This window comes from Lentzea roselyniae (assembly GCF_039537795.1).
GTDB lineage: Bacteria > Actinomycetota > Actinomycetes > Mycobacteriales > Pseudonocardiaceae > Lentzea > Lentzea atacamensis.
Window position 1 is genome coordinate 395,676 of sequence record NZ_BAABBE010000002.1, and the last position, 26,930, is coordinate 422,605.

24 protein-coding genes are annotated in these 26,930 nt (G+C 70.1%); 21 read left to right on the forward strand and 3 right to left on the reverse strand.

Going from position 1 to position 26,930, the window contains the following annotated elements; genetic code table 11:
- The first annotated feature begins 194 nt into the window (after positions 1–194).
- From ABFX45_RS04760 to ABFX45_RS04770, 3 genes are read left to right on the forward strand one after another with little or no spacing between them, the layout of a single operon-like run.
- Positions 195–1,454 carry an aspartate aminotransferase family protein gene (locus ABFX45_RS04760; RefSeq protein WP_109636758.1) on the forward strand — a complete coding sequence of 420 codons (1,260 nt, stop codon included), beginning with the start codon at positions 195–197 and terminating at the stop codon, positions 1,452–1,454.
- On the forward strand, positions 1,451–4,288 hold the full coding sequence (locus tag ABFX45_RS04765; protein ID WP_346127874.1) for an FAD-binding and (Fe-S)-binding domain-containing protein: 2,838 nt from the start codon (positions 1,451–1,453) through the stop codon (positions 4,286–4,288). Before ABFX45_RS04760 ends, ABFX45_RS04765 begins: the two co-directional genes overlap by 4 nt.
- Entirely contained in the window at positions 4,288–5,724 is a 1,437-nt protein-coding gene (locus ABFX45_RS04770) for an NAD-dependent succinate-semialdehyde dehydrogenase (protein WP_346127876.1), read from the forward strand. Before ABFX45_RS04765 ends, ABFX45_RS04770 begins: the two co-directional genes overlap by 1 nt.
- Positions 5,725–5,764: 40 nt before the next feature.
- Here the strand turns inward: ABFX45_RS04770 and ABFX45_RS04775 are convergent, their stop codons facing one another.
- Positions 5,765–6,511 (reverse strand): IclR family transcriptional regulator, encoded by a 747-nt coding sequence (locus ABFX45_RS04775; RefSeq protein WP_109637079.1) that lies wholly within the window; start codon positions 6,509–6,511, stop codon positions 5,765–5,767.
- 184 nt (positions 6,512–6,695) lie between these two features.
- Between ABFX45_RS04775 and solA (ABFX45_RS04780) the strand changes: the two genes are divergently transcribed.
- Genes solA (ABFX45_RS04780) through ABFX45_RS04795 form a run of 4 tightly spaced genes read left to right on the forward strand, consistent with a single transcriptional unit; the run spans position 6,696 to position 10,281 of the window.
- On the forward strand, positions 6,696–7,829 hold the full coding sequence (gene solA, locus ABFX45_RS04780) for an N-methyl-L-tryptophan oxidase (RefSeq protein WP_346127879.1): 1,134 nt from the start codon (positions 6,696–6,698) through the stop codon (positions 7,827–7,829).
- 7 nt (positions 7,830–7,836) lie between these two features.
- Entirely contained in the window at positions 7,837–8,805 is a 969-nt protein-coding gene (locus ABFX45_RS04785; protein WP_346127881.1) for a M14 family metallopeptidase, read from the forward strand.
- A 43-nt stretch (positions 8,806–8,848) separates the two neighbouring features.
- Positions 8,849–9,049 (forward strand): hypothetical protein, encoded by a 201-nt coding sequence (locus ABFX45_RS04790; protein WP_346127883.1) that lies wholly within the window; start codon positions 8,849–8,851, stop codon positions 9,047–9,049.
- A 44-nt stretch (positions 9,050–9,093) separates the two neighbouring features.
- Positions 9,094–10,281, forward strand: a complete 1,188-nt coding sequence (locus tag ABFX45_RS04795) for an aminotransferase class V-fold PLP-dependent enzyme (RefSeq protein WP_346127885.1) — start codon at positions 9,094–9,096, stop codon at positions 10,279–10,281.
- Between the two features lie 94 nt (positions 10,282–10,375).
- Here ABFX45_RS04795 and ABFX45_RS04800 read toward each other — a convergent pair whose 3' ends face one another.
- Complete coding sequence (locus ABFX45_RS04800; protein ID WP_346127886.1) at positions 10,376–11,125, reverse strand: IclR family transcriptional regulator; 750 nt, start codon at positions 11,123–11,125, stop codon at positions 10,376–10,378.
- Between the two features lie 257 nt (positions 11,126–11,382).
- On the opposite strand from ABFX45_RS04800, the gene solA (ABFX45_RS04805) reads away from it, so the two are divergent.
- From solA (ABFX45_RS04805) to aspA, 14 genes are all read left to right on the forward strand, one after another.
- Positions 11,383–12,516 (forward strand): N-methyl-L-tryptophan oxidase, encoded by a 1,134-nt coding sequence (solA, locus tag ABFX45_RS04805; protein ID WP_346127888.1) that lies wholly within the window; start codon positions 11,383–11,385, stop codon positions 12,514–12,516.
- Between the two features lie 6 nt (positions 12,517–12,522).
- On the forward strand, positions 12,523–13,509 hold the full coding sequence (locus ABFX45_RS04810) for a succinylglutamate desuccinylase/aspartoacylase family protein (protein ID WP_346127890.1): 987 nt from the start codon (positions 12,523–12,525) through the stop codon (positions 13,507–13,509).
- Positions 13,510–13,570: 61 nt separating this feature from the next.
- On the forward strand, positions 13,571–14,677 hold the full coding sequence (locus tag ABFX45_RS04815) for an extracellular solute-binding protein (RefSeq protein WP_346127892.1): 1,107 nt from the start codon (positions 13,571–13,573) through the stop codon (positions 14,675–14,677).
- A complete protein-coding gene (locus ABFX45_RS04820; RefSeq protein WP_346127894.1) occupies positions 14,670–15,809 on the forward strand; it encodes an ABC transporter ATP-binding protein in 1,140 nt (379 codons plus the stop codon). Before ABFX45_RS04815 ends, ABFX45_RS04820 begins: the two co-directional genes overlap by 8 nt.
- Before the next feature lie 3 nt (positions 15,810–15,812).
- Complete coding sequence (locus ABFX45_RS04825) at positions 15,813–16,736, forward strand: ABC transporter permease (protein ID WP_346127896.1); 924 nt, start codon at positions 15,813–15,815, stop codon at positions 16,734–16,736.
- Positions 16,733–17,596: an ABC transporter permease gene (locus ABFX45_RS04830; RefSeq protein ID WP_346127898.1), complete on the forward strand. Its 864-nt coding sequence runs from the start codon at positions 16,733–16,735 to the stop codon at positions 17,594–17,596. The genes ABFX45_RS04825 and ABFX45_RS04830 overlap by 4 nt, the downstream gene beginning before the upstream one ends.
- Entirely contained in the window at positions 17,593–18,981 is a 1,389-nt protein-coding gene (locus ABFX45_RS04835) for an aminotransferase class III-fold pyridoxal phosphate-dependent enzyme (protein ID WP_346127900.1), read from the forward strand. The genes ABFX45_RS04830 and ABFX45_RS04835 overlap by 4 nt, the downstream gene beginning before the upstream one ends.
- Before the next feature lies 1 nt (position 18,982).
- Positions 18,983–19,186, forward strand: coding sequence for a hypothetical protein (locus ABFX45_RS04840; RefSeq protein ID WP_346127902.1), 204 nt, complete (start codon positions 18,983–18,985; stop codon positions 19,184–19,186).
- Positions 19,187–19,247: 61 nt separating this feature from the next.
- Entirely contained in the window at positions 19,248–20,201 is a 954-nt protein-coding gene (locus ABFX45_RS04845; RefSeq protein WP_346127904.1) for a succinylglutamate desuccinylase/aspartoacylase family protein, read from the forward strand.
- Positions 20,198–21,649: an aldehyde dehydrogenase family protein gene (locus tag ABFX45_RS04850; protein WP_346127906.1), complete on the forward strand. Its 1,452-nt coding sequence runs from the start codon at positions 20,198–20,200 to the stop codon at positions 21,647–21,649. The genes ABFX45_RS04845 and ABFX45_RS04850 overlap by 4 nt, the downstream gene beginning before the upstream one ends.
- A complete protein-coding gene (locus ABFX45_RS04855; RefSeq protein WP_346127908.1) occupies positions 21,646–22,581 on the forward strand; it encodes an aldo/keto reductase in 936 nt (311 codons plus the stop codon). Before ABFX45_RS04850 ends, ABFX45_RS04855 begins: the two co-directional genes overlap by 4 nt.
- Positions 22,582–22,597: 16 nt before the next feature.
- On the forward strand, positions 22,598–23,263 hold the full coding sequence (locus tag ABFX45_RS04860) for a haloacid dehalogenase type II (RefSeq protein WP_346127910.1): 666 nt from the start codon (positions 22,598–22,600) through the stop codon (positions 23,261–23,263).
- 20 nt (positions 23,264–23,283) lie between these two features.
- Positions 23,284–24,567 (forward strand): NAD(P)/FAD-dependent oxidoreductase, encoded by a 1,284-nt coding sequence (locus ABFX45_RS04865; protein WP_346127912.1) that lies wholly within the window; start codon positions 23,284–23,286, stop codon positions 24,565–24,567.
- Between the two features lie 73 nt (positions 24,568–24,640).
- A complete protein-coding gene (aspA, locus tag ABFX45_RS04870) occupies positions 24,641–26,119 on the forward strand; it encodes an aspartate ammonia-lyase (RefSeq protein WP_346127914.1) in 1,479 nt (492 codons plus the stop codon).
- Here the strand turns inward: aspA and ABFX45_RS04875 are convergent.
- Positions 26,088–26,594: an RICIN domain-containing protein gene (locus tag ABFX45_RS04875; protein WP_346127916.1), complete on the reverse strand. Its 507-nt coding sequence runs from the start codon at positions 26,592–26,594 to the stop codon at positions 26,088–26,090. The two genes, aspA and ABFX45_RS04875, sit on opposite strands and share 32 nt — an antisense overlap.
- Positions 26,595–26,930 lie beyond the last annotated feature (336 nt).

A 26,930-nucleotide genomic window follows, 5' to 3' on the forward strand; every position in this document is an offset into this window, starting at 1 on the left:
CGGTCCTCACCTGCGCAAGCGCGGATCCGGACGCCTCGGGAGGGCTCCGGACGGCGAGGGCGGTCGGCCGCGGTTGACAAAACGTCCAAACAACGGCCCTCGGCCGGACAGAACACGCGTTGTCGGCGTGCGTCGCTGCGGCAACGCTCAGGTGACCGCACGAAGAACACGACCACTCCGCCCGGGAGATGACCATGACCGCTCTGTCACCGCACCTGCGCCAAGCCACCCCCGTCGTCGCGGTCCGCGGTGAGGGCGTGCACCTGTACGGGGAAGACGGCCGCCGGTACCTCGACTTCACCGCGGGCATCGGCGTCACCAGCACCGGGCACTGCCACCCCAAGGTGGTGGCCGCGGCCCAGGAGCAGGTCGCGACGCTGATCCACGGCCAGTACACGACGGTCATGCACCAGCCGCTGCGCCGGCTGGTCGACAAGCTGGGCGAGGTGCTGCCGCAGGGCCTCGACAGCCTGTTCTTCGTCAACTCCGGCAGCGAGGCCGTGGAGGCGGCGATGCGGCTCGCGCGGCAGGCCACCGGCAGGCCGAACATCCTCGTCTGCCACGGCGGCTTCCACGGCCGCACGGTCGCCGCAGCCTCCATGACGACCTCCGGCACGCGGTTCCGCTCGGGCTTCTCCCCGTTGATGAGCGGTGTGGTGGTCACGCCGTTCCCGACGGCCTACCGCTACGGCTGGGACGAGGAGACCGCGACGCGGTTCGCCCTGCAGGAGCTGGACTACGTGCTGCAGACGATCTCCTCGCCCGCCGACACCGCGGCGCTCATCGTCGAGCCGGTGCTGGGCGAGGGCGGCTACGTGCCCGCTCCCCGCGCGTTCCTGGAGGGCCTGCGTGAGCGCGCCGACCGGCACGGCTTCCTGCTGATCCTCGACGAGGTGCAGACCGGCGTCGGGCGCACGGGCCGGTTCTGGGGCCACGAGCACTCCGGCGTCACGCCGGACATCCTCGTCACCGCCAAGGGCCTGGCCAGCGGCTTCACCCTGTCCGGCATCGCGGCGGGCGAGGAGTTGATGAGCAAGGCGTGGCCGGGCTCGCAGGGCGGCACCTACGGCGCGAACGCCGTGGCGTGCGCGGCCGCCGTCGCCACGCTGGAGGTCGTCGAGGAGGAGAAGCTCGTCCAGAACGCCGAGCTGATGGGCGCGCGCCTGCGGGCGGGCCTGGAAGCGGTCGCCGCCAGGACACCGGCCATCGGCGACGTGCGGGGCGCGGGCCTGATGCTCGCGACCGAGTTCGTCAACGAGGACGGCAGCCCCGACCCCGAGACCGCCGGCCGGGTTCAGCGCGCCGCCGTGGACCAGGGCCTGCTCCTGCTGCTGTGCGGCGCGTGGAACCAGGTCGTGCGGATGATCCCTGCCCTCGTGATCGACGAGAACGCCGTCGACGAAGGGCTGCGGGCCTGGTCCGCCGCCGTGGAAGCGGGAGTGTCGGCTCGATGACAGCCGACCCGCTGGTGCGACTGCTCGCCGAGACCGCCCCCGGAATGCGGGTGGAGGCGAAGGCCGGAGGAACTGCGCCCTACGCCTACGACGCCTCCAACTACCGGGTGGCGCCTCGCGCCGTGGCCTTCCCCCGTTCTCCCGAGGAGGCGTCCGCGGCGCTGCGGGCCTGCAAGGAGCTCGGTGTGTCGGTCACGGCGCGAGGTGGCGGCACGAGCATGGCGGGCAACGCCGTCGGGCCGGGCCTCGTCCTCGACTTCTCCCGCGGCATGAACCGGATCCTCAGCGTCGACCAGGAGAACCGCACCGCTCGGGTCGAGGCCGGGGTCGTGCTGGACGACCTGCGCGATGCGGTCGCACCGCACGGCCTCACGTTCGGCCCGGACCCGTCGTCGCACAGCCGCTGCACGATCGGCGGCATGATCGGCAACGACGCGTGCGGCAACCGGTCCGTGCGGCACGGGCGTACCAGCGGTCACGTGGAGGCGCTGGAGATCGTCACCATCGACGGTCTGCACGCGATCGCGGACCACACCGGACTGCGTCCCGCCGACCCCGCGGACTACGGCGCCGTCGCCGAGCTGGAGGCGGCACTGCGGCGGTTGATCGGCGACCACCTGGCGCCGATCCGCACCGAACTGGGCCGCATCCCGCGCCAGGTCTCCGGTTACCAGCTGCACCACCTCCTGCCGGAGAACGGGTTCGACCTGGCCCGCGCCCTGGTCGGCACCGAGGGCACGTGCGCGGTCGTCGTGGCGGCGACCGTCCGGCTCGTGACGACGTCACCCGCGGTGACGTTGCTGGCCCTGGGCTACGACGACGTCGTGGACGCCGCCGAGGACGTGCCGGAGATCCTGCGCTGGAACCCGACCGCGGTCGAGGGCATGGACGCGGCGATCGTCGCCACGATGCGCGCCCGCCGCGGCCCCGGCTCGGTCACCGGCCTGCCGGACGGGAGCGCCTGGCTGTACGTCGAGCTGGACGGCGACGACGAGGCAGATGTCGCCGTCCGCGCCGGGGAGTTGCTCGACACGTTGAAGGCCCGCGGCCGCATGGTCGACGGCCGGGTGGCCGACAGCGAGGAGCGGCGTTCGCTGTGGCGGGTGCGCGAGGACGGGGCGGGCCTCGCCGCCCGGCTGGTCGACGGCGGCGAGTCGTGGCCGGGCTGGGAGGACGCGGCGGTCGCGCCCGAGAACCTGGCGGGCTACCTGCGCGACTTCCGCGCGCTGCTGGCCGCGCACCGGCTCACCGGAGTCCTCTACGGGCACTTCGGTGCCGGGTGCGTGCACGTGCGCATCGACTTCGACCTCGGCAGCGAGGAGGGCAGGGACGCCACCCGCCGGTTCCTGCACGAGGCGGCCGAGGTCGTCGTCCGCCACGGCGGCACGCTCTCCGGCGAGCACGGTGACGGACGGGCGCGCAGCGAACTGCTGGAGGTCATGTACAGCCCGGCGATCATCGGGGCGTTCGAGGCTTTCAAGCGGGTGTTCGACCCGGACGGCCTGCTGAACCCCGGCGTGATCGTGGCACCTGCCGCGGTCGATGCCGATCTCGCACTGGACGTCCCGCAGCCGCAGGGACGCACGACGCTCTTCACGTTCCCCCACGACGAGGACGGCTTCGCGGGCGCGGTCCGGCGCTGCGTCGGCGTCGGCCGCTGTCGTGGCAGCTCCGGCGGTGTGATGTGTCCGAGCTACCGCGCGACTGGGGAGGAGAACCACTCCACCCGCGGCCGTGCTCGGATGCTGCAGGAGATGCTGCGCGGCGACGTCGTCCGGGACGGCTGGCGCTCCACCGAGGTCAAGGACGCGCTGGACCTCTGCCTGTCGTGCAAGGCCTGTTCCAGCGACTGCCCCACCGGGGTGGACATGGCCACCTACAAGGCCGAGTTCCTGCACCAGCACTACCGCGGCCGGATCCGGCCGCGCTCGCACTACTCCCTGGGATGGCTGCCCGCGACCTCCAAGCTCGCCGGCCACGTCGCACGCCCGCTGAACGCGGTCCTGCGCGGCCCGCTGGGCAAGGTGGCCGCGTGGCTGGGCGGTGTCACCACCCGCCGGGCCATCCCTTCCTTCGCGTCCCGCCGTGCGCTGCGTTCAGTTCTGCGCACGGCGGTCGACAGACCGGCCGCGTTGCTGTTCGTGGACAGCTTCACGCGCGCCTTCCGTCCCCAGGTCGCCGGTGCCGCGGCCCGCGTGCTCGGCGCCGCGGGGGTGCCCTGCACACCGAGCAGCGGACTGTGCTGCGGCCTCACGTGGGTCAGCACCGGTCAGCTGTCGGTGGCGCGCCGGGTGATGGCCCGCACCGTCGCCAGGCTCGACCGCGGCCCGCACCGCGACCTGCCGATCGTCGTCGCCGAACCGAGCTGCGCGGCGGCGCTGAAGCGGGACGTGCCAGAACTGCTGGGCACCGACGCCGCCCGCCGCGTGGCGGCGCGCGTCCACACGCTCACGGCCGCGTTGACGGATCTGCCCACTTCGGACTGGAAGCCGGTCGTGCCGGACTCCGTGGTGCTGCAGACGCACTGCCACGAGTACTCCACGTTCGGCGGCCGGCGCCCGCGCGACCTGCTGCGCCGACTCGGCGTGCGCACCGTGACCGAGGCGGAGGGCTGCTGCGGGCTCGCGGGCAACTTCGGCTTCGAGGCGGAGCACTACGACACCTCGATGGCCGTGGCGGACCTCGCCCTGCGGCCGCGACTGGAAGAAAACCCCGATGCCGTCGTCGTGGCGGACGGCTTCAGCTGCGCCACCCAGGTCGACCACCTCGCGGGCGGTCGAGGCGTGCGCGCCGTGCACCTGGCAGAGCTGCTCGACCCAGGAGGAGACCCGTGATGGAAGTTCCAAAGCAGTTGTTCATCGGCGGCACGTGGGTGGACGCCGCGGACGGCGCCACGATGCCCGTCGACAACCCGGCGACCGGCGAGGTCGTCTGCCACGTCGCCGACGCGGGAGCCAAGGACGCGCAGCTCGCCGTGGACGCCGCGGTGCGCGTGCAGGTGGAGTGGGCCGCCACCGCGCCGAGGGCGCGCAGCGAGATCCTGCGCCGCGCCTACGACATCATCGTCTCGCGCACCGACGAGCTCGCGTTGCTGATGACCACGGAGATGGGCAAGCCGCTGGCGGAGGCCAGGGGCGAGGTCGCGTACGCGGCGGAGTTCTTCCGCTGGTTCTCCGAGGAGGCCGTGCGGATCGAGGGCGGGTTCGGAACCCTGCCGGACGGCCGCAACCGGATGTTGCTGATGCGCCGCCCGGTCGGGCCGTGCCTGCTGATCACGCCGTGGAACTTCCCGCTGGCCATGGGCACCCGCAAGATCGGCCCGGCGATCGCGGCCGGCTGCACGATGGTGCTCAAGCCCGCGCCGCAGACGCCGTTGTCGAGCCTCGTGCTGGCGGAGATCCTGCGCGAGGCAGGGCTGCCGGACGGCGTGCTGAACGTCGTCACGACGTCCAAGCCGGGGGAGGTCGTCGAGCCGCTGCTGCGCGGCGGCCGCATCCGCAAGCTGTCCTTCACCGGGTCCACCCAGGTCGGCAAGCTGCTGCTGGAGCAGTCCGCCGAGCAGGTCGTGCGCACGTCGATGGAGCTGGGCGGCAACGCGCCGTTCATCGTGTTCGACGACGCCGACCTGGACAAGGCCGTCGACGGCGCGATGGTCGCCAAGATGCGCAACATGGGTGAGGCCTGCACAGCGGCCAACCGGTTCTTCGTGCACCGCGACGTCGCGGAGGAGTTCGCCGTGCGGCTTGCCGCCCGCATGAGCGCGCTCACCGTCGGACCCGGTACCGAACCCGGAGTCGACGTCGGGCCGTTGATCGACCAGAACGGACGCCGCAAGGTGGAGCGCCTGGTCGAGGACGCCGTCCAGCGCGGCGCGCGCGTGCTCGCCGGCGGCAGGACGCCCACCGGTCCCGGCAGCTTCTACCCTCCGACCGTGCTGAGCCGGGTGTCACCGGACAGCGACCTGATGGGGACCGAGATCTTCGGCCCGGTCGCGGCGATCCTGACGTTCGACGACGAGGACGAGGTCGTGCGCCAGGCCAACGACACCGAGTGGGGACTCGTCGGCTACGTCTTCACCGAGTCGCTCGACCGGGCGCTGCGCGTGAGCGAACGGCTGGAGGCGGGCATGGTCGGCCTCAACACCGGGCTCGTGTCCAACCCCGCCGCGCCGTTCGGTGGCGTGAAGCAGTCCGGGCTGGGCCGCGAGGGCGGCCGCGTGGGCATCGACGAGTTCCTGGACTACAAGTACGTGGCGGTGCCGGTGTCGTGAGTGGTTTCCATTGCCATGGCGACGGAAACCACTCACGACCTCAGGAACCCAGTCTGCGGTTGGAGATCTCCTTGGCGGTGTCCGCGACCAGCCGGCCCAGCTCTGGCAGCCGGTCCGGCTCGAAGCGGGAGTCCGGCATGGAGATCGCCACCGCGGCCAGCGGGGTGCCGTCCTCATCCAGGATCGCTGAGGCGATCGCGCAGACGCCGGGCCGGAACTGGTTGCGGTTGAGCGCGTAGCCGTTCGCCCGTGCCTGCTCCAGCTCTGCCTTGAGCTGCTCCGGATCGGTGATGGTGGCCTCGCCGTAGCTCTCCAGCCGCCGGGCCAGTACTTCGTCCACATCGGACTTGCCTGTGTTGGACAGTATTGCCCGCCCTGTCGCCGTGGCGTGCAACGGAGAGATGTCACCGATCTCGTGGAACGTGCGCACGGCGTGTGACGAGTCGACGCGGTCGACCACCACCATGCAGTCCAGCGCGTCGGGTACAGACAGGTGGATGGTCTCGTTGACCTTGTCCCGCAACCGGATCATCGGGTCGCGGGCAGCCGCGAACAGGCTGGAACCCTGCAGGGCCGCCGGTCGCACCGCGAGCACGCGCGCACCGATCTCCCAACGCGTGGTGTCCTTGCGGTTCGCACGCAACCAGCCCGCCTCGTGCAGTGTGACGAGCGTGCGCTGAACAGTCGACTTGGGCAGCCCGAAGAGCTTGGTCAGTTCTCCCACCGTGACCGGCTGGTGATGCGCAACCGCCTCCAGGATGCGCAGCGACCTGGTCACGCTTTTCATCTCCACACGTTACCCCCGGTTGATCCTCTGCTCTGCCATGAGACACCTCTTGACCGCGCCTTGTACGGGGTGTCATTCTCGTGCCAGATTCTAGCACGGTATGCCACATAGTGGCACAGCTCAGCGGAACATCACCCCTCGGACACGTCAGCTTCACCGTCCGGTGAGCCGAAAGGAAGTCCAAGTGCCTGCCAGCAAGCGTGTCGCCGTCGTCGGCGTCGGAACGATCGGCAGTCAGGTTGCCTGGCGCCTCGCGGCCCGCGGGGCCGAGGTCGTCGGGTACGACCGGTTCGCCCCCGGCCACGACCGCAGTGCCGCCGGTGGCGAGACGCGGATCTTCCGCAGCGCCCACTTCGAGGACTCCCGCTACGTCCCGCTGCTCAAGCACGCCGACGCGCTGTGGGGCGAGCTCCAGCGGGAGACCGGGCGAGAGCTGCGCCGCCTGACCGGCTGCCTGCTCATGGGGCCGACCTCGCACCAGCAGATGGCCACCGTCCTGCAGTCCATCGCCGAGCACGGCCTCGACCACGAGGTTCTCGACGCGGACCTGCTCGCGCGGCGCTTTCCGCAGTACCGGATCGAGGACGGCGACGCGGCGGTGCTCGACCGGCACGCGGGCTTCATCCGGCCGGAGCTGACCGTCCAGAGCGCCGCACGCCGCGCGGAGGAGCTGGGTGCCCGGATCCACCGGTACACGCCGGTCCGCGAGATCACCAAGACGGGCGGCGGCGTGACGGTCCGCACCGACGAGGGCAGCGAGCACTTCGACGCCGTCGTGGTCACGGTCGGCCCGTGGGTCAACGACCTGCTGCCCGACCTGCCCTGGGAGGTGGAGATCCGCCGGCTGGTCAGCGCCTGGTACGTGCCCACCACCGGCGCGTGGTTCGGGGACGAGCGCCCGGCGTTCATCCGCACCGCGCCGACCCACTGCTACGGCCTGCCGTCGCCCGACGGCGTCTCGGTCAAGCTCGGCCTGTCCAGGACCCTGCACCGGCTGGTGGACGACCCGAACCGTCTCGACAGGACGGTGAAACCGTCCGAACTGGACATATTCCACGAGCTGATCGGCCGGTACCTGCCCGATCTGCACCCGAACCCCGTCCGGCTGTCCGTGTTCATGGAGGGCTACACCGAGAGCAGCCGCCCTCTGGTGGGCCCGTTGCCCGGCAACGAGAACGTCGTGCTGCTCGCCGGTTTCTCCGGACACGGCTTCAAGCTCTCGCCCGCCATGGGCGACATCGCCGCGGACCTCGCCCTCGACGGCACGTCGGCCCAGCCCATCGACTTCATCTCGACCACGAACCGCACGGAGGCGTGACGCAGCCATGACCAGCGACACCGCTACCACCCTCACCGTCGGCGCGCTGAGCGCCGGGCCGGGGACCAAGGTGCGCGGCAGCGTGCGCGCCGAGCTGGGCACGCTCACCACGGACGTCCCGGTGGCCCTGATCAACGGCAGCAGGCCGGGCCCGCGCGTGGTGATCACCGCCGGCGTGCGCGGCGGTGAGTTCACCGGCATCGACGCGCTCCACCGGCTCGCTGGCCGCCTCGACCCGGAGCAGGTGCGCGGGCAGGTGCTGCTCTGCCTCGTCGCCAACCCTCCCGCCGTCTACAACGGACGGCTCGGCACGTCCCCGCTCGACGGGATCAACATCAACCGCGTCTTCCCCGGCGATCCCGAGGGCAGCCCGACCGAGCGGCTGGCGGCGTGGCTCTTCGAGAACAACATCGAGGGCGCCGACGCGTTCGTCGACCTGCACGCCGGCCGCATCGACGAGTTCCTGCAGAACTTCGTCGGCTACCGCCTCACCGGCGATCCGGAAGTCGACGCGAAGGCCGCCACCATGGCCAACGCCATCGGTTACGACGACGTCATCCTCGGCCTGAACGCCGACGGCGGCAACAGCCACGCCGCGGCGGCACGTCGCGGCATCCCGGCCATCCTCGTCGAGACAGGGCAGCTCGGAGAGCGTGATCCCCAGGCGGCCGCAGATCTCGCCGCCGCGTTGCTGAGGGTGCTCGACCTCCTCAACGGCGAGCACATCGAGCCGCGGCCGGTCACCGAATGGGTCTGGGCCGGTTTCGTGGCCTCCGAGGCTATCGGCCTGTGGTACCCGGACTTCACCCCCGGCACCGACGTCACCGAGGGCCAGGTCATCGGACGCGTCGTCGACCCGGCCAACGTCCGCGAGCACGAGGTCCGCTCCACCGCGACCGGACGCGTCTTCTACGGAATGCGCGGCCTCACCGTGCTGCCCGGCACCGACCTCGCCGCGATCGCGGCACCCCGATGAACCCCGCCCTCAACGCTTCCTCTCCGCCCCCAGGAGGTCCATTGTGAAAGACAGCCGACTCTTCCTTCGAGGTCCAGGCGCGGTCGCCGCGACCTCGGCGCTCGCCGCGCGCGGCAGCGGCACGAGCCGCTCGTCCGGCAACAGCAGTGGCGCGAGCTCCAAGACGCTCGTGGTCCGCAACAGCGGCGGCGCCTACCGCGACGCCAACATGAAGGCGCTCTACGTGGCGGTGCCGGCGCGATGAGTGGACACTGTACCCCCGATGGACAACACCGCGGAGACACGCTCATGCACAACCCTCACCTCGGCCGGGAAGACTTCTGGGAGCGCGTTCGTGCGGCGTATCCGGAGCAACAGCCGTTGCTGAACCTGAACAACGCGGCGGTCAGCCCGCCGCCGCTGGTCGTCGAGCAGGCGGTGATCGACGCCTACCAGCTGATCAGTCGCAATCCCGACGTCAACATGTGGAGCAAGCTCGACACCGCGCTGCCCGCCGTGAAGGAGCAGCTCGCGGAACTGATCGACTGCGCACCCGGTGAGATCGCCCTGAACCGGAACTCCACGGAAGGTCTCTGCACGGCGATCTTCGGCATACCGCTGGCGGCGGGCGACGAAGTGCTGGTGTCGGCCTGGGAGTACCCGAGCATGCGCGCCGCGTGGTTCCAGCGGGAGCAACGTGAAGGCATCAAAGTAGTTCCCGTGGACTTCGACCTGATGGACAGCGACGCCGACATCGTGGCGGCGTACGAGACGGCGTTCACACCGCGCACGCGGGTGCTCCAGCTGACCCACATGTTCCACTGGACAGGGCGTGTCCTGCCGGCCCAGCGACTGTGCCGCCTCGCGCGGGCGAACGGCGTCGTCACCGTCGTCGACGGTGCGCAGACGTTCGCCCAGATGCCGGTGAGCTTCCGCGACCTCGGTTGCGACTACTTCGTCACCAGTCTGCACAAGTGGATGGGGGCGCCGGTGGGCAACGGGATGCTGGTCGTCAAGGAAGACCGGATCGACCGGACGTGGCCGTTGCTGGCGCCCTTCGACCCGCCCCCGCTGCGTGTCGACAAGTTCGACCACTGGAACCTCGGCACGTACAACTCGGCTTTGCAGGCCGGAATCGCGCCCGCCGCCCGGTTCCACCGGGAGATCGGCGTTCGAACGATCCACGAACGGTTGCGCGAGCTGACCCGGTACTGGGTCGGCCTGGCTCGCGAGATCCCCGGGTTCCGGTTGCACACCCCGGTGGAGACCGATGACGTCGGCGCGGTCAGCCTGTTCTCGATCGATCACCTGGACGCCAGGACCGTGGAGCGGGAGCTCAGGGAAAGCCACCAGGTGCACGTGAAGTACCGGGAGGTGCGGGATCTGCGAGGCCTTCGCGTCTCACCGCACATCTACACGCGCGAGAGCGAGCTCGACAGCTTCGTGGAGGCGCTCACCGAGGTGGTCGCGAAGGAGACTTCCGAACTCAGGAGCTGATCGCCCCTGCCCTGTCCGACCCGAGACGCGGCCATGACCGATGGGGCTCTGGCTCCAGCTGTCGCGGTACCAGCGCCCCATCGCGCCAGGTCGGTCAGGCGGCACCTGCCCGGCGGGCGGCGACTTCCGCCGCCGTGTCGGCCACCAGCCGTCCCCATTCGGGCAACCGGGCTCCGTCGTACCGGGAGTCCGGCATGGAGATGGCCACGGTGGCGAGCGGCGTGCCGTCCCCGTCCAGGACCGCCGCCGCGATCGCGCACACATCCGGCCGGTACTGGTTCCGGTTGACCGAGTAGCCGTCGGCGCGCACGCGTTCCAGTTCGGCACGCAGTTCCGCCGGGTCGATGAGTGTCGCCTCGGTGTACCGCTCCAGCCCGCCCGAGACGAACTCGTCCACGTCGGTCTCCGGCAGGTGGGCCAGTATCGCCCGCCCGGTCGCGGTGGCGTGCATCGGCGAGGTGTCGCCGATGTCGTGGAACGTGCGCACCGCGTGGCTGGAGTCGACCCGGTCGACCACCACGATGCAGTCGAGCGCATCCGGCACCGACAGGTGGATGGTCTCGTTCACCGCGTCCCGGAGCCGGATCATGGGCTCCCGTGCCGCGGCGAACAGGCTGGAGCCCTGGAGCGCCGCCGGTCGCACGGCGAGCACGCGGGCGCCGATCTCCCAGCGCGTGGTGTCCTTGCGGTTCGCTCGCAGCCAACCCGCCTCGTTGAGGGTGACCAGGGTTCGCTGCACGGTCGACTTCGGCAGCCCGAAGATCTTCGTCAGTTCCCCCACGGTGACCGGCTGGTGCTGCGCGACCGCTTCCAGGATGCGCAACGACCTGGTCACGCTCTTCATTTCCACTTGGTTACCCCCGGTTGATCCGTCGATTCGGATGCCGACACCTATTGACTCCGCTTGGACGAGACTGCATCCTCGTACCAGATACTAGCACGGCGTGCCACAATGTGGCATGTAAGATCCGAGAAGGTGCCCAGCAGCCCATCCGCAGCGGCCACCACCCGGATCTCCGACACCCCGTCGGCCCTCCTTGTCGAACGACCCCGCGTTGGGCGCGCAGCGTGACACGCCCGACGAGACGAAAGGAACCCTTCGTGCCTGCCAGGAAGCGAGTCGCCGTCGTCGGCGTCGGAACGATGGGCAGCCAGGCCGCCTGGCGCCTGGCGGCCCGTGGCGCCGAGGTGGTCGGGTACGACCGCTTCGCCCCCGGCCACGACCGCAGTGCCGCCGGCGGCGAGACCAGGATCTTCCGCAGCGCGCACTTCGAGGACTCCCGCTACGTCCCGCTGCTCAAGCACGCCGACGCGTTGTGGGAAGAGCTGCAACGCGAGACCGGCCGCGAGCTGCGCCGGTTGACGGGGTGCCTGCTGATGGGCCCTGCCGAGCACCACCAGATGCGCACGGTCCTGGAGTCCATCGCCGAGCACGGCCTCGACCACGAGGTGCTGGACGCCGAACTGTTGGCGAAGCGGTTCGGGCAGTTCCGCCTCGAAGAGGGCGACGCGGCGGTGCTGGACCGTCGTGCGGGGTTCATCCGCCCGGAGCTGACGATCCAGTCCGCCGTCCGCCACGCCGAGGAGTTGGGCGCCCGCATCCACCGCTACACCCCGGTCCGCACGATCACGCCATCGGGCAGCGGAGTGGAGGTGCACACGAACGCCGGCGCCGAGAAGTTCGACGCGGCCGTGGTCACCGTCGGTCCGTGGGTGAACGACCTGCTGCCCGATCTGCCGTGGGAGGTCGACATCCGCAGGCTGATCAACGCCTGGTACGTGCCCACCACCGACGCCTGGTTCGGTGACGAGCGCCCCGCCTTCATCCGCACCGCCCCCACCCACTGCTACGGACTGCCCTCTCCGGACGGCGTGTCGGTCAAGCTGGGCCTGTCCCGCGCAGTGCACCTGCCGGTGGACGACCCGAACCGTCTCAACAGGACGGTGGAGCCGCACGAGCTGGAGATCTTCACCCAGCTGATCGAGCAGTACATGCCCGACCTGCATCCCGACCCGATCCGGCTGTCGGTGTTCATGGAGGGCTACACCGAGAGCAGCCGCCCGCTCGTCGGTCCGTTGCCCGGTAACGACGCCGTCGTGCTGCTCGCCGGGTTCTCCGGCCACGGCTTCAAGCTGTCGCCCGCCATGGGTGACATCGCCGCCGACCTGGCCCTCGACGGCGCCACACCCCGGCCGATCGAGTTCCTGTCCACTGTGAACCGCACCGAGGCCTGACTTCCGATGACTGACATTGCGATGGACAACAGCAGGGCGACGACCCTGAGCATCAGCGCGCTGAGCGCCGAACCGGGCGCGAAGGTGCGCGGCAGCGTCCAGGCCGACCTCGGCACGCTCACCGTCGAAGTACCGCTGACCCTGGTCAACGGCACCCGTCCCGGCCCCCGCATCGTGGTCACCGCCGGCGTGCACGGTGGTGAGTTCACCGGAATCGACGCGGCCACGCGGCTCGCGGCCCGGCTGGAGCCGGACCAGGTGCGAGGGCAGGTCGTCCTGTGCCCGGTCGCCAACCCTCCCGCCGTCTACAACGGACGGCTGGGCACCTCCCCGCTCGACGGGGTCAACATCAACCGGGTGTTCCCCGGCGATCCCGGAGGAAGCCCGACGGAGAGGCTGGCGGCCTGGCTGTTCGCCACCCTGCTCGACGGGGCCGACGCGTACGTCGATCTGCACTCCGGCGGCATCGACGAAGTCCTGCGCGACTTCACGGGTTACCGCCTCACGGGCGACCCGGAGATCGACTGTAGGGCCGCGGACATGGCCCGCGCCATCGGGATCGACGACGTCATCCTCGGGCTGAACGCCGAGGGCGGCAACAGCCACGCGGCGGCCGCCCGCCACGGCATCCCTGCCGTCCTGGTCGAGAACGGCCAGCTCGGCGAGCGTGACCCGGACGCGGCCGAGCGCCTCGTCGACGGGCTGCTGCGCCTCCTCACGGGCACTGAGCACCAGCAGGCGCAGATCCGCGAATGGGTCTGGGTCGCAGGTATCACGGCCGAGGTGGGAGGTCTGTGGTACCCGCACTTCACCGCCGGGGACGACGTGACCGAAGGCGAGGTCATCGGACGCATCGTGAACCCCGCCGACGGCGCGGATCACGAGGTCCACGCGTCCGCCACCGGCCGCGTCTTCTACGGCATGCGCGGCCTCACCGTCGCACCCGGCTCCGAACTGGTCGCCATAGCGGCCCTTCGAGACACCACCCGCTGATCCTCTCCTCCCACTTCCCCCCCCGTTCTACGAGCTTCCGCTCCGCCACCAGGAGGCCCCGGTGAAAGACGTACGGATCGACCGCAGACTGTTCCTGCGAGGTATCGGCGCCGTCGCGGCAGGCGCTGCCGTGACCTCGCTGACCGCTTGCGGTACCGGCACCAGCCGCTCGGCAGGCACCAACAGTGGTGCCACCGGTTCCAAGACGATCGTCGTCCGCAACAGCGGCGGCGCTTACGGCGAAGCCAACCAGAAGGCGATCTACGAGCCGTTCTCCAAGGAGACCGGCATCGAGGTCAAGGTCGTCAACGTCGTCGGCGCGCAGATGCTCGCCCAGATGCAGCAGGGACGACCGCAGTTCGACGTGATCGACGGATCCATGCCGGACTTCGTGAAGTTCGCCGCGCAGGGCTTGACCGAGCAGCTCGACTACGACCGGCTGAAGAGCACCAAGGACGCGGGCATCGCCCCGAACCTCCTGGCGCCCAACATGGTCGGCAAGAACTACTGGGCGAGTGTCATGGCCTACCGCACGGACGCGTTCGGCGGGAAGAAGCCGAGCTCCTGGGCGGACTTCTGGGACGTCAAGGCCCTCCCCGGCAACCGCGCGCTCCAGCACGCGGACGCGGACATGCCCGAGCTGGAGTTCGCGCTGCTGGCCGACGGCGTGCCGCTGGACAAACTGTACCCGCCGGACGTCGACCGCGCGTTCCGGGTGATGGACCAGGTCAAGGGGTCGATCAAGAAGTACTGGGACACCGGCGCCCTGCCCGGTGTGCTGCTGGGCCGCAAGGAGGTCGACGCCACCAGCGTGTGGCACGGCCGCCTGGACGAACTGATCAGGCAGGGGCAGCCCCTGGCCTACCAGTGGAACGGCACACGCCGGCAGAGCAACGCCTGGGCGATTCCCAAGGGTTCCGGCAACCCGGACGCGGCCTACCAGCTCATCGACTTCTCCCTGCGGCCGGAGGTGCAGGCGGCCTTCGCCGAGATCTACCCGATGGGCCCGGTGGTGCCCGCCGCCTACCGGAAGCTGAGCGAGTCGGCCGCGGCGAACCTGGCCAGCTCACCCGAACACCTGAAGACCGGGTTCGACATGGACGTGCAGTGGTGGGTGCAGAACGAGACCGCAGTCCTCAAGCGTTGGCAGGAGTGGGCCCGTGCCTGAACTCGACGTCGTGTCCCAGCAGCAGTCCCATCCGCTCTCCGCACCGGCGGAGACCGCCATCGGCAAACCGCTCTCGGTCACCGCGGTGCGCAAGACCTACGGCGCCATGACCGCGGTCGACGAGGTCTCCATGGACATCGCCGCCGGCGAGTTCGTGACCTTCCTGGGCTCGTCCGGCTCGGGCAAGACGACCACGCTGATGATGATCGCCGGATTCGTCGAGCCGGACTCGGGATCCATTGTGGTCGGTGGTCGCGACGTGACCAGGCTGGCGCCGCAGAAGCGCGGACTGGGTTTCGTGTTCCAGCAGTACCTGCTCTTCCCGCACATGACTGTCGGCGAGAACATCGCCTTCCCGCTGCAGCTGCGCGGTGTGCCGAAGGCGGAGATCCGCCGCAGGGTGGGCGAGACGCTGGAGATGGCCGGACTGTCCGGCTTCGCCCGGCGCCGTCCCCGCGAGCTGTCCGGCGGGCAGCAGCAGCGGGTCGCCCTGTGCCGTGCCCTGGTGTACCGGCCGCCGGTGATTCTCATGGACGAGCCGCTCGGCGCGCTGGACAAGAAGCTGCGCGACCAGTTGCAGACCGAGATCAAGCGGATCCAGCGCGAGCTCGGCCTGACCGTCATCTACGTGACGCACGACCAGGAGGAGGCACTCGTGCTCTCCGACCGGATCGCCGTCATGCGCGACGGGCGCATCGACCAGTTCGACACGCCGCAGGAACTCTTCGAACGCCCCAAGACGCCCTTCGTCGCGGACTTCCTCGGCGCCGCCAACTTCCTGTCCGGAGTCGTCGAGGACACCGGTGACGCCACCGCGGTGCGCCTGGACACCGGCGGCCTGCTGCGCGCCCGGACTCAGCAGTTGCCGCGCGGTACGCGGGTGCGGGCAGCTGTTCAGCCGGGCAGGCTCGGCCTGTGTCCGGCCACCGACGGGTTCTGCGCGGGCATCGTCGAAACCGTCACCTACGTCGGCACCCTGGTCCGCGTCACCCTGCGCCCGGAAGGCTCCGCAGGCCCCGACGTGGTCCGCCTGGAGATCCCCGCGGGCCGGGCACCCCTGATCGGCGACCGCGTCGGCCTGACCGCCGACCCGGACGACGTCACGGTGTTCGAAGCCGGAACGGCGGGGTGAGCCATGACCGTACTCGCCCCACCACCGGACCGGGTGACTCCCGTCCGTTCCAGCCGCGGTCAGCGCCTGCGCCGCAGGCTGTCGGGCCGGCGTGCCCGCTTCGGGCTTCTCACCGCCGCCCCGGTCGTGGTCTACCTGCTCGTGCTGTTCGTCTACCCGATCTTCAGCACCCTGCTGCTCAGCCTCGAGGGTGAGGACGGCGGGTTCACCCTGCACTGGTACGCGGACGCGCTGAGCGGCTCCAACCTGGACATTCTGCTGACCACGCTGCGGATCTCCGCGGAGACGTCCTTGCTCAGCCTGGTCGTCGGCTTCCTGCTGGCGTTCTGGGTGACGCGGCTGCGACCGTTGTGGGCGGGGCTCGTCATGCTCGTCGTGGTCGTCCCGCACTTCATCAGCGCGCTGGTCCGCACCTACGGCTGGATCATCCTGCTCGGCGACCACGGCCTGGTGAACGACGCATTGTCCGCTCTGCACGTCCCTGGTGCGCCGTTCCAGTTGCTGTACAACGAGATCGGCGTTGTCATCGGCACCACTTCAGTCATGCTCCCGTACACGGTGCTGCTGCTGTACGCCGTGATGCGCGGCGTGGATCGCGGGCTCCTCGCCGCCGCGGCGAGCCTGGGTGCCGGTCGACTGGTCACGTTCCGCCGCGTCTACCTGCCGCTGGTGGCACCGGGACTGGTGAACGCCGGGTTGCTGAGCTTCATCCTGTGCCTGGGCTACTACCTGACGCCCGCTCTCATGGGCGGTCCCAAGCAGACGATGGTCGCCTCGCTCATCGACGAGCAGGTCATGCGCCAGAACCAGTGGAACGGCGCCTCGGCGCTCGGCGTGATCCTGCTGCTGCTCACCTTCGCCGGCCTGCTGCTCCTGCGGCTGGTCAAGACGGCGAGCGAGGCCGCGCGGAATCGAGGTGCGGCATGATCAGCTTGCGCGACAGCTTGGCGGGACGCCTTGTCCTGACCCTCTTCTCGGTACTGATCCTGCTGTTCCTGGCAATGCCGATCGTCCTGATCGTCGTCACCTCGTTCGGCAGCGACGCGCTGGGATCTTTCCCTCCCGACTCCTGGACGCTGGGCTGGTACCAGCAGATGTTCGCCGATGACAGCAAGTGGCCTGCCGCGCTCTCGCTGAGCGCGCTGGTCGCCGCGCTGACCACGGTGTTCTCCGTGGTGCTCGGGATGACGGCGGCGACCGCGCTCGTGCGCAGTGAGCTGCCGCTGCGATCGGCCGTCTACGGCCTGGTGCTCGCACCACTGGTGATCCCCCAGGTCGTGATCGCGCTCGGGCTCTTCCTGCTGTTCGAGCCCGCCGCGATGCTCGGCAGCCCGATCGCGATCGCCCTCGGGCACACCGTGCTGGCCTCGCCGATCGCCGTGATGATCCTCATGGCCACCTTGAAGGGCATCGACGAGCGCTTGGAGGACGCTGCTGCCAGCATGGGCGCCAGCCGTCTGACCATCGCGCGGCGCATCACGTTCCCCATGGCCGCACCGGGTGTGGTCGCCGCGGCGGTGTTCTCCTTCATCACCAGCTTCGACGAGTTCTTCATCTCCCAGTTCCTGTCCTCTGTGGACACCGTCACCCTGCCCGTGCAGGTGTTCAACGTCCTGCAGTACGACGTCGATCCCTCGGTCACCGCCATCAGCGCGGTCCTCATCGCCGTCGCCCTCGTGGCGCTGGCCCTGGTCGGCTTCGTGCGCAGGCTCGGGTCCGGCAAGCAGGGCGGACTGCTGCCCGTGGAGACCGGCGCGGGCATCACCAAAGGAGATGAGACCTCATGACCGCCAGGACGTTGTCCGACTCGGCGGCGCAGCACCTGCTGCTCAACATGACCCCCAACGGCTCGCTCGGCCGCGACGGTGTCTTCGTGGTGCGGCGGGGAGACGGCCCGTACGTCGACGACATCGACGGCAAGCGCTACATCGACGGGCTGTCCGGCCTGTACTGCTGCCAGCTCGGCTACTCCTACGCCGACGAGATCGCCGAAGCGGCGGGCAAGCAGCTGCGGGAGCTGTGCTTCAGTCCACTGTGGTCCGCCTCGGCGCACCCGACGGCCATCGAGCTGGCGGAGCGAATGGCCGGCCTTGCTCCCGCTGACCTCCGGCACACCTTCTTCTCCAGCGGTGGCGCGGAAGCCGTGGAGGCCGCGTGGAAGATCGCCCGCCGCTACCACGCGCTGCGCGGGGAACCCGGCCGCACCAAGGCACTGTCCCGGCGCGGGGCGTACCACGGGCTCACCCTCGGTGCTCTGTCGCTCACCGACGACCCCGGGCTCACCGAGCCCTACGGTCCACCGGCGATCGACACCCGCTTCGTCTCCAACACCAACCGCCATCTCCTGCCCGCCGAGATGGCGGACGACCGGGCCTTCACCGCCCACCTGCTCGCTGAGCTGGAGGAGACGGTCCTGGCCGAGGGGCCGGAGACCGTCGCGATGCTGATCGCCGAGCCGGTGCAGAACCGCGGCGGGTGCATCACCCCGCCACAGGGCTACTGGCAGGGGTTGCGCGCACTGGCCGACCGCTATGGCTTCCTCCTGGTCGCCGACGAGGTGATCACCGCTTTCGGTCGCCTGGGGGAGTGGTTCGGGGGTGACCGCTACGGCGCACGGCCCGACATCGTCACCGTCGCCAAGGGCATCACCGCCGGATACGCGCCGATGGGCGCCACGCTCGTCGGATCGCGGATCGCGGAGGTGATCAACCAGCCAGGAGCTGTGTTCAACCACGGGTACACCTTCGGCGGCCACCCGCTCAGCGCCGCGATCGCCCTGCGCGCCCTGGAGATCGTCGAACGCGACCAGGTTCTCGAGAACGTCCGCGACCTGCAGGACCACCTCGCCGGCCGCATGGCGGCGTTGGCCGGGTTGCCGATCGTCGGCGACGTCCGCGGAGCCGGGTTCTTCTACGCGGTGGAGCTGCTCGGTGACGCGCCGGACGGCGGATTCTCCGACGCCGCACGGACGGCGCTGATCGTCGATCTGATCCCGCGCAGGCTGCGCGAGGCCGGACTGCTCGCCAGGGTCTACAACCGCGCGGCGCCGCTGGTGCAGATCGCACCGCCGCTGATCAGCGACCGCCGGCTCCTCGACCGCATCACCGAGATCATCGCCGACACGCTCGACGAGGCGTCGCGAGCACTCGTCCGCACCGGAGGAGGGAAATGAGATGAGCACCTCCGCGCAAGCCCAGCGGGCACCGGAAACCTCCCGTCCCACCGAGCCCTGCAGCGTGGGGTGGAGCAAGGGCCACGCCTACGTGCTCGAGGGTTTCCGGGCCCGGTGGGTCGCGGTCGACGACCGTGGACGCCCGCACGCGCTCAGCCACGCGGACCTGCAGCGCCACGGCTGGACTCGCACACGTTTCGCCTGATCGTTCTTTTTCGGGTGCGTGCCCGATGACGCTCCCACGCCACACCACGAAAGGAAGTCTCATGTACTCGATCGGTCCGCTGACCGTCGCTCCCGGTGGGCGTGCCCAGGGCCTGATCCCGGTCGGCACCAGCACCTACGGCGTGGAGCTCGGCATTCCGCTGATTGTGGTCAACGGGGCCGAGCCAGGCCCCGTGCTGTGCGTGGACGCGGGCGTGCACGGTGACGAGTACGACGGGCAGCAGGCTGTGCGCCAGGTGCTCGCGGAAACCGACCCGGCCACTCTGCGCGGCACGCTCGTCGGCATCCCCTGCATGAACACCGCGGCCTTCGAGGCGGCGGCCCGCGCCAGCGGCCTCGACCACGCCAACCTGAACCGGATCTTCCCCGGCGACCCGGAGGGCTCGTACTCCTTCCGCCTCGCGGCCACGTTCGTCGAGCAGGTCGTGCCCGCCATCGACGCCCTGGTCGACCTGCACACCGGTGGCACGTTCGGTGAGATCGCCCCGCTGACGATCGTGCAGGGCGGCTACGAGGACCTCGCGACGGGCATCGGCCTCGCGGCCGGGCACGAGCTGGTGTGGAAGGGCGGCAAATGGGGCGGCACGGTGCGCCACCCCACGCTGGCCGCGGGGAAGCCGGCCGTCACGATCGAGGCGGGCGGCGGCACGTACCGCGAGGAGAACGTCGAGTTGCACGTCAGCTCCGTGCGCAACATCATGCGGCACCTCGGCATGGTCGACGGCGAGGTGGAGCTGCGTGACAGCTACACCGCCGTGACGGGCACCTTCGCCCGCTCCGCCTCGGGCGGCTTCTTCCTCGGCCACGCCGAGCCCGGTGACGCGTGCAAGGAAGGCGACCTGATCGGTCAGGTCGTCGACCACTACGGCACGACGCTCGAGGAGGTGCGGGCCGAGAAGGAGGGCATCGTGCTGTGGGTGCGCCGGATCCGCACCGTGCGTCCCGGCGACGAGGTCGTCATCTTCGGCGCCGTCGAAGGGGAGATCACACCATGACCGGCACGGCGGAGCTGCTGATCGACGGCAAGCGCGTCCCCGCCGCCGACGGCCGCACCTTCACCGTTCTCGACCCGGCGCAGGGCACCACGATCGCCGAGGTCTCCCTCGCCGGAAAGTCCGATGTGGACCAGGCGGTCGCGGCCGCGCGCGCCGCGTTCACCGCGCCCGCGTGGGCGCGGATGCGCGCGGCCGACCGAGGCCGGCTGCTGTACCGCATCGCCGAGGCGATCCGGCGCGACACCGACCGCCTGGCCCGGCTGGAAAGCCTCGACGTCGGAAAGCCGCTGCGGCAAGCAGAGGCCGACGTCGAGGCGGCCGCCCGGTACTTCGAGTTCTACGCCGGTGTCGCGGACAAGCTCGGCGGGTCCACGGTTCCGCTGGGACCAGGCCTGCTGGACTACACGGTCCGTGAGCCGATCGGTGTTTCCGGCCAGATCATCCCGTTCAACTATCCGATGCAGAACACGGCGCGGGGGAGTGCGCCCGCTCTGGCCGCGGGCTGCACGGTCGTGCTCAAGCCCTCGCCCGAAGCTCCGCTCACCCCGCTGGAGATCGGCAGGATCGCGTTGGAGTGCGGCCTGCCGCCGGGTGTGCTCAACGTCGTGCCGGGCGATGGCGAGACCGGAGCGGCACTGGCCGGTCATCCCGGCATCGACCAGGTCACCTTCACCGGCTCGGTCACCACCGGCATCAAGGTCGCGCAGGCCGCCGCGGCCAACGTGGTGCCTTCCGTCGTGGAGCTGGGCGGCAAGTCTCCGGTGGTCGTCTTCGCCGACGCCGACTTCGACCGGGCCCTGACCGCCGTCGCGGCCTCGGCGTTCGGCAACGCCGGGCAGACCTGCTCGGCGGGAACGAGGCTGCTGCTCCAGCGCGGTGCCGAGGAGTTCCTCGACAGGCTGGCGGCGCACGCGTCGTCGCTGCGCCTGGGCCCCGGCACGACCGACCCGGACGTCGGCCCGCTGGTGTCGGCACGGCAGCGCGACCGCGTCCTGGGCTACCTGGCGCTGGCGCGTGAGGAAGGCGCGACAGCGCTGGCCGGTGGCGGCAGTCCGGATGACCCCGAGCTGGCTCAGGGGTACTACGTCCAGCCGACCGTCCTGTGTGGACTGACCAATGAGGCCCGCGTCGCCCGTGAGGAGATCTTCGGGCCGGTTGTCACCGTCATCGCGTTCGACGACGCCGACCAGGCACTCGCCATCGCCAACGACAGCCCGTACGGCCTGTCCTCGTACGTCTGGACACGCGACTTGGACAAGGCCATGCGGATGGCCGAAGGAATCCGGGCCGGACAGGTGTACGTCAACGCCACCGGCGTCGGCACCGGCGTGGAGCTGCCCTTCGGCGGCTACAAGCACAGTGGCTGGGGCCGCGAGAAGGGCCTCGAGGCACTGGCGAGCTACACCCAGACGAAGAACGTCTGCATCGGATTCGGTGATCGTCCATGAGATACCGCACGCTCGGTGAACGCGGGCCCGTCGTTTCGGTGGTGGGCTTGGGCGGCAACAACTTCGGATCACGTCTGGACGAGGACGGCACGAACGTGGTCGTCCACGCCGCGCTGGACGCGGGCATCACCCTGTTCGACACCGCCGACATGTACGGCGGGTTCGGCGGGAACGGGTCGCGTGGCGACGGTGAGCGTCTGCTCGGCGCCGCGCTCAAGGGCCACCGGGACAACGTCGTCCTGGCCACCAAGTTCGGCATGGAGATGAGTCCGGAGGACGACCGCCACGGTGCGCGCGGTTCCCGCCGCTACGTCCGCCACGCCGTGGAAGCCTCGCTGCGCCGGCTCGGCACCGACCGGATCGATCTGTACCAGTACCACGAACCCGACGGTGTGACGCTGTTGGACGACACCGTCGCGGCCCTGCGGGAGCTGGTCGAGGAAGGCAAGATCCGCCACTTCGGCTGCTCGAACCTGCCCGCCGACCAGCTCACCGGCGACTTCGTCACCGTGCAGGCCCGCTACCACCTGCTGGACCGCGGCGTGGAGACGGAGCTGGCCCCGGCATGCGTGCGACTCGGCGTCGCGATCCTGCCGTACTACCCGCTGGCCAACGGACTGCTCAGCGGCAAGTACCGGCGCGGCGAGCAACCGCCGCCGGGCAGCAGGCTCTCGTGGCGGCAGGGCTGGCTCACCGACGCCGCCCTCGACCGCTTGGAAGCTCTCACCGCGTACGGGGCCGACCGCGGTCTGACCCTCCTGCAGGTGGCCGTCGGCGGACTCGCCGCGCTGCCTGCCGTGGGCTCGGTGATCTGCGGCGCCATGACACCGGAGCAGGTGACCGCCAACGCGGCGGCCGCCGACTGGACCCCCGATGAGGCCGACCTGGCCGCACTCGACGAGATCGTGACCCCCGGCGACCGGGTGGTCTGAGAAGAGGTTGGACACCATGCGTCAGATCGTCACTTTCGACGCCTACGGCACTCTGGTTGACTTCCAGCTCGGCCCGACCACCTTGAAGGTGCTGGCCGACCGGCTGGACCTGGACGGACTGGACGTCGACGAGTTCCTGGACGACTTCCGGGTCATGCGCTTTCAGGCGGTCCTGGAGGCCTACCGGCCCTACCACAAGGTTCTGCACTCCAGCCTGGAGATGGCCATGCGCCTGCACGGCCTGGAGTACCGCAAGTCCGACGGCGATGCCCTCGTCGAGGCCGTGCCGACGTTCGGCCCCTTCCCCGAGGTGCCGGACGCCCTGCGTGCGCTGAAGTCCAAGTACGAGATCGCGATCATCTCCAACACCGACGACGACCTGATCGCGCGGAACGTCGCCAACATCGGTGTGGACTTCGACCACGTCATCACCGCGCAGCAGGCCAAGGCGTACAAGCCGGACCGGCAGACGTTCGAGTACGCCTTCCAGACCATGGACGTCGACCCGAGCCAGGTGATCCACGTCGCGCAGGGCTGGGAGTACGACCACATCCCCACCAGGGACCTCGGTCTGAAGCGTCGTGTGTGGATCAACCGCTACGGCCGTCGCGGCAGCAGCGACTACCAGCCCTACGACGAGCTGCCCGACCTCTCCGGGCTGCCCGCCCTGCTCGGCTGCTGACCACAGGAGGAGCCGTCGCCATGAAACAGATCCCCTACTGGCTCGACACCGCCCCGCAACGGCCCGACCGCTCGGGCAAGCCACTTCCCGAGAGCGCGGACGTGGTGGTGATCGGCGGCGGTCTCACCGGCCTGTCGACCGCCTACCACGCGGCACGCAAGGGCGCGTCCGTGGTGCTGGTCGAGAAGGACCAGATCGGTTCCGGTGCATCGGGCCGCAACGGCAGCATGTGCACGCAGGGCATCACGATCCCGCCCGGCGAGGCACGCAAGCGGTACGGCGACGAGCGTGCCGTCGAGCTGTACAACGCGTTCCGTGAGGCCGTGGACCTCGTGGAGGAGCTGACGCTCAAGGAGCAGATCGACTGCGACTTCACCCGCTCCGGGCGTCTAGGCCTGGCCTGCAAGGCCAGTCACGTCAAGGGCCTGCAGGCCAAGCAGCGCGAGCTGGCCGAGAACTTCGGTCACGAGACGGTCGTGCTGGGCAAGAGCGACCTGCGGGCCGAGATCGGCTCGGACTACTACCACGGCGCTCTGCTCGACCCGCTCAGCGCGGGCCTGCACGTGGGCAAGTTCGTCGGCGGCCTGGCGGACGCCGCCGAGAGGGCGGGCGCCCAGATCCACGAGCGCAACGCCGCCACCGGCCTCACCCGCCTTCCCGGCGGCGGCTTCGTGGTGGAGACGATGCACGGCACCATCCGTGCCAAGCAGGTCATGGCGGCGACGGACGCGTACAGCGACAAGTCGATGCCGTGGTTCCGGAAGCGGCTGATCAACGTCGGCAGCTTCATCATCGTCACCGAGCCGCTGGGGGAGGCGCGCGCCAAGGAGCTCATCCCGAACGGCCGCCTGCTGGTCGCCCACAAGAACGTCGGCCACTACGTCCGCCTCACCCCGGACAACCGTCTCGCCTTCGGCGGCCGGGCCCGCTTCGCCCCCTCCAACCCGGCTTCCGACATCAAGAGCGGCGACATCCTCAAGCGGGAGATGACGGAGATCTTCCCGCAGCTCGCGGGGACGCGGATCGACTACGTGTGGGGAGGCATGGTCGGCTTCTCCTGGGACCGCATCCCGCACGCGGGTGAGATCGACGGCCTGTACTACTCCATGGGTTACTGCGGCCACGGCGTCCAGATGGCCACGTACATGGGGCGGGCGATGGCCGAGGTGATGGACGGCAGGCCGGAGGCGAACCCGTTGCGGGGCCTCGGCTTCCCGAAGGTGCCCGTGCCGTTCTACAACGGCACCGCGTGGTTCCTGCCGTTCGGCGGCGCCTACTACAAGGCCAAGGACCGCTGGAGCTGACGTTGCCGGCCTTCCGCGACAGCCCTCCCGTCGCGGAAGGCCTTCCACTCCTTCCCGAGAGAGCAGCACAGCCATGACCGCCGCAGACTCCCGAAGAGAGCACGACCTGCTCGGCGACCGCGACGTGCCCGCCGACGCCTACTGGGGCGTGCACACCCTGCGCGCCACGGAGAACTTCCCGATCACCGGCATGCCGATCTCGGTCTACCCGCACCTCGTCGAAGCCCTCGCCGCGGTCAAGGAGGCGGCCGCGCTCGCCAACGAGGAGCTCGGGCTGCTGGACCCGGCGAAGGCCGCCGCGATCACCGAGGCCTGCCGGGAGATCCGGGCGGGCAAGCTGCTCGACCAGTTCGTCGTGGACGTCGTCCAGGGCGGTGCCGGCACCTCGACCAACATGAACGCCAACGAGGTCGTGGCGAACCGCGCGCTGGAGCTGCTCGGCCACGAGAAGGGCGAGTACTCCCACCTGCACCCCAACGAGGACGTGAACCTCGGCCAGTCCACGAACGACGTCTACCCGACGGCCGTGCGGATCGCCACGATCTTCGCCGTGCGCGGCCTGCTGGACGCCATGGCCGTGCTGCAGGACGCGTTCGCCCGCAAGGCGGTCGAGTTCCGCGACGTGCTGAAGATGGGCCGCACGCAGCTGCAGGACGCCGTGCCGATGACGCTCGGGCAGGAGTTCTCCACCTACGCCGTGATGCTCGACGAGGATCGTCTTCGGCTGGCAGAGGCGGTCTCGTTGATCCACGAGATCAACCTGGGCGCCACCGCGATCGGCACCGGTCTCAACGCGGCACCCGGCTACGCAGAGGCCGCCCGCCGCCACCTCACCGCGATCACCGGGCTGCCCCTCGTGACCGCGGCGAACCTGGTCGAGGCGACGCAGGACTGCGGAGCGTTCGTGCAGATGTCCGGCGTGTTGAAGCGAATCGCCGTCAAGCTCTCCAAGACCTGCAACGACCTGCGCCTGTTGTCGTCCGGCCCGCGCGCGGGCTTCGGTGAGATCAACCTGCCGCCCGTGCAGGCCGGTTCGTCGATCATGCCGGGCAAGGTCAACCCGGTGATCCCCGAGGTGGTCAACCAGGTCGCCTTCGAGGTGATCGGCAACGACGTCACCATCACCATGGCGGCCGAGGCGGGTCAGTTGCAGCTCAACGCCTTCGAGCCGATCATCCTGCACTCGTTGTCGGAGTCGATCACGCACCTGAGCGCGGCCTGCGTGACGCTGGCCGAGCGCTGCGTCGCCGGCATCACCGCCAACACCGAGGTGCTGCGGGCGGCTGTCGAGAACTCCATCGGACTGGTCACCGCGCTCAACCCGTACATCGGCTACACCGCCGCGACCGCCATCGCGAAGGAAGCGCTCGCCACCGGCAGGGGAGTGGCGGAACTGGTGCTGGAGAAGGGTTTGCTGCCCGCGCAGACGCTGACGGACCTGCTGCGGCCGGAGGTGGTGGCCGGCACGGCCGCCTGGGTGGTCTCCGTCGCCGCGGCGACGGAGACCACCCACGATCAACCTAGAGCCGCTGGAGCAGGAAACGCTGGTTGAGGCCGCTGCCCGCGGTCCACTGCGAGATGCGGGCACCGTCGGCGGTCGACTGCTCCCACACGTCCATGGCGAGACCGCTCTGCCGGTTCACCAGGCTGACCACGCCGAGACCCTGGTCGACCACCTGCCACTGCTGGCTGGGTGAGTTGGTGTCGGACTGCTGGGTGATGTCGGCGCCGGTGCTGTTGCTCGCGACCTGCAACACGAGACCGCTGTGCCGCGCCCGGATCCGGTAGTAGCCGCCGCCGGAGTCGATGAAGTCGAACACCTGGTTCAGCCCGCCCGTCGCGGTCCACTGGATCGCGGCGGCACCCGCCGCGGTGGAGGCGGCGTTGATGTCGACCATCTTGTTGCTGTGCTGGGCGACGAGGCGGTAGTCCACGCCCGGCTGCACCGGGCCGGTGCCGCCGCCCGCAGCGCCGACCGGCTTGCGGGACAGCGCCAGCGCCTGGGCGAGGTCGGGCAACGGCTTCAACCGGTACGTGTAGCTGTAGTCCCGGTTGGGGAACAGCTTGTAGGTGGGTTCATCCGAGTTCTCCGGCGTTGAGGCACGCCGGCCGTGCGCCCGTGTGCCGGCGGCGGCGCGGCAGCCAGGGCGGTCCTCAGTGGACAGTCAAGGTCTTCGCGCTCGCGGGCGCGGTGTGGTGGCCGGCGGCGCCGGGGTGGATCCGGGCGTGCTCACGGCGTCACGCACGTGCGTTCGGCGGCGGACATGAGTCCCTCCCTCGATGCGTTATGGCATCGGGCGTAGTGCGATACATCACACTGAACACCGGGAAGGTTGTAGCACGCATCCAGAAGAGCGGTCCAG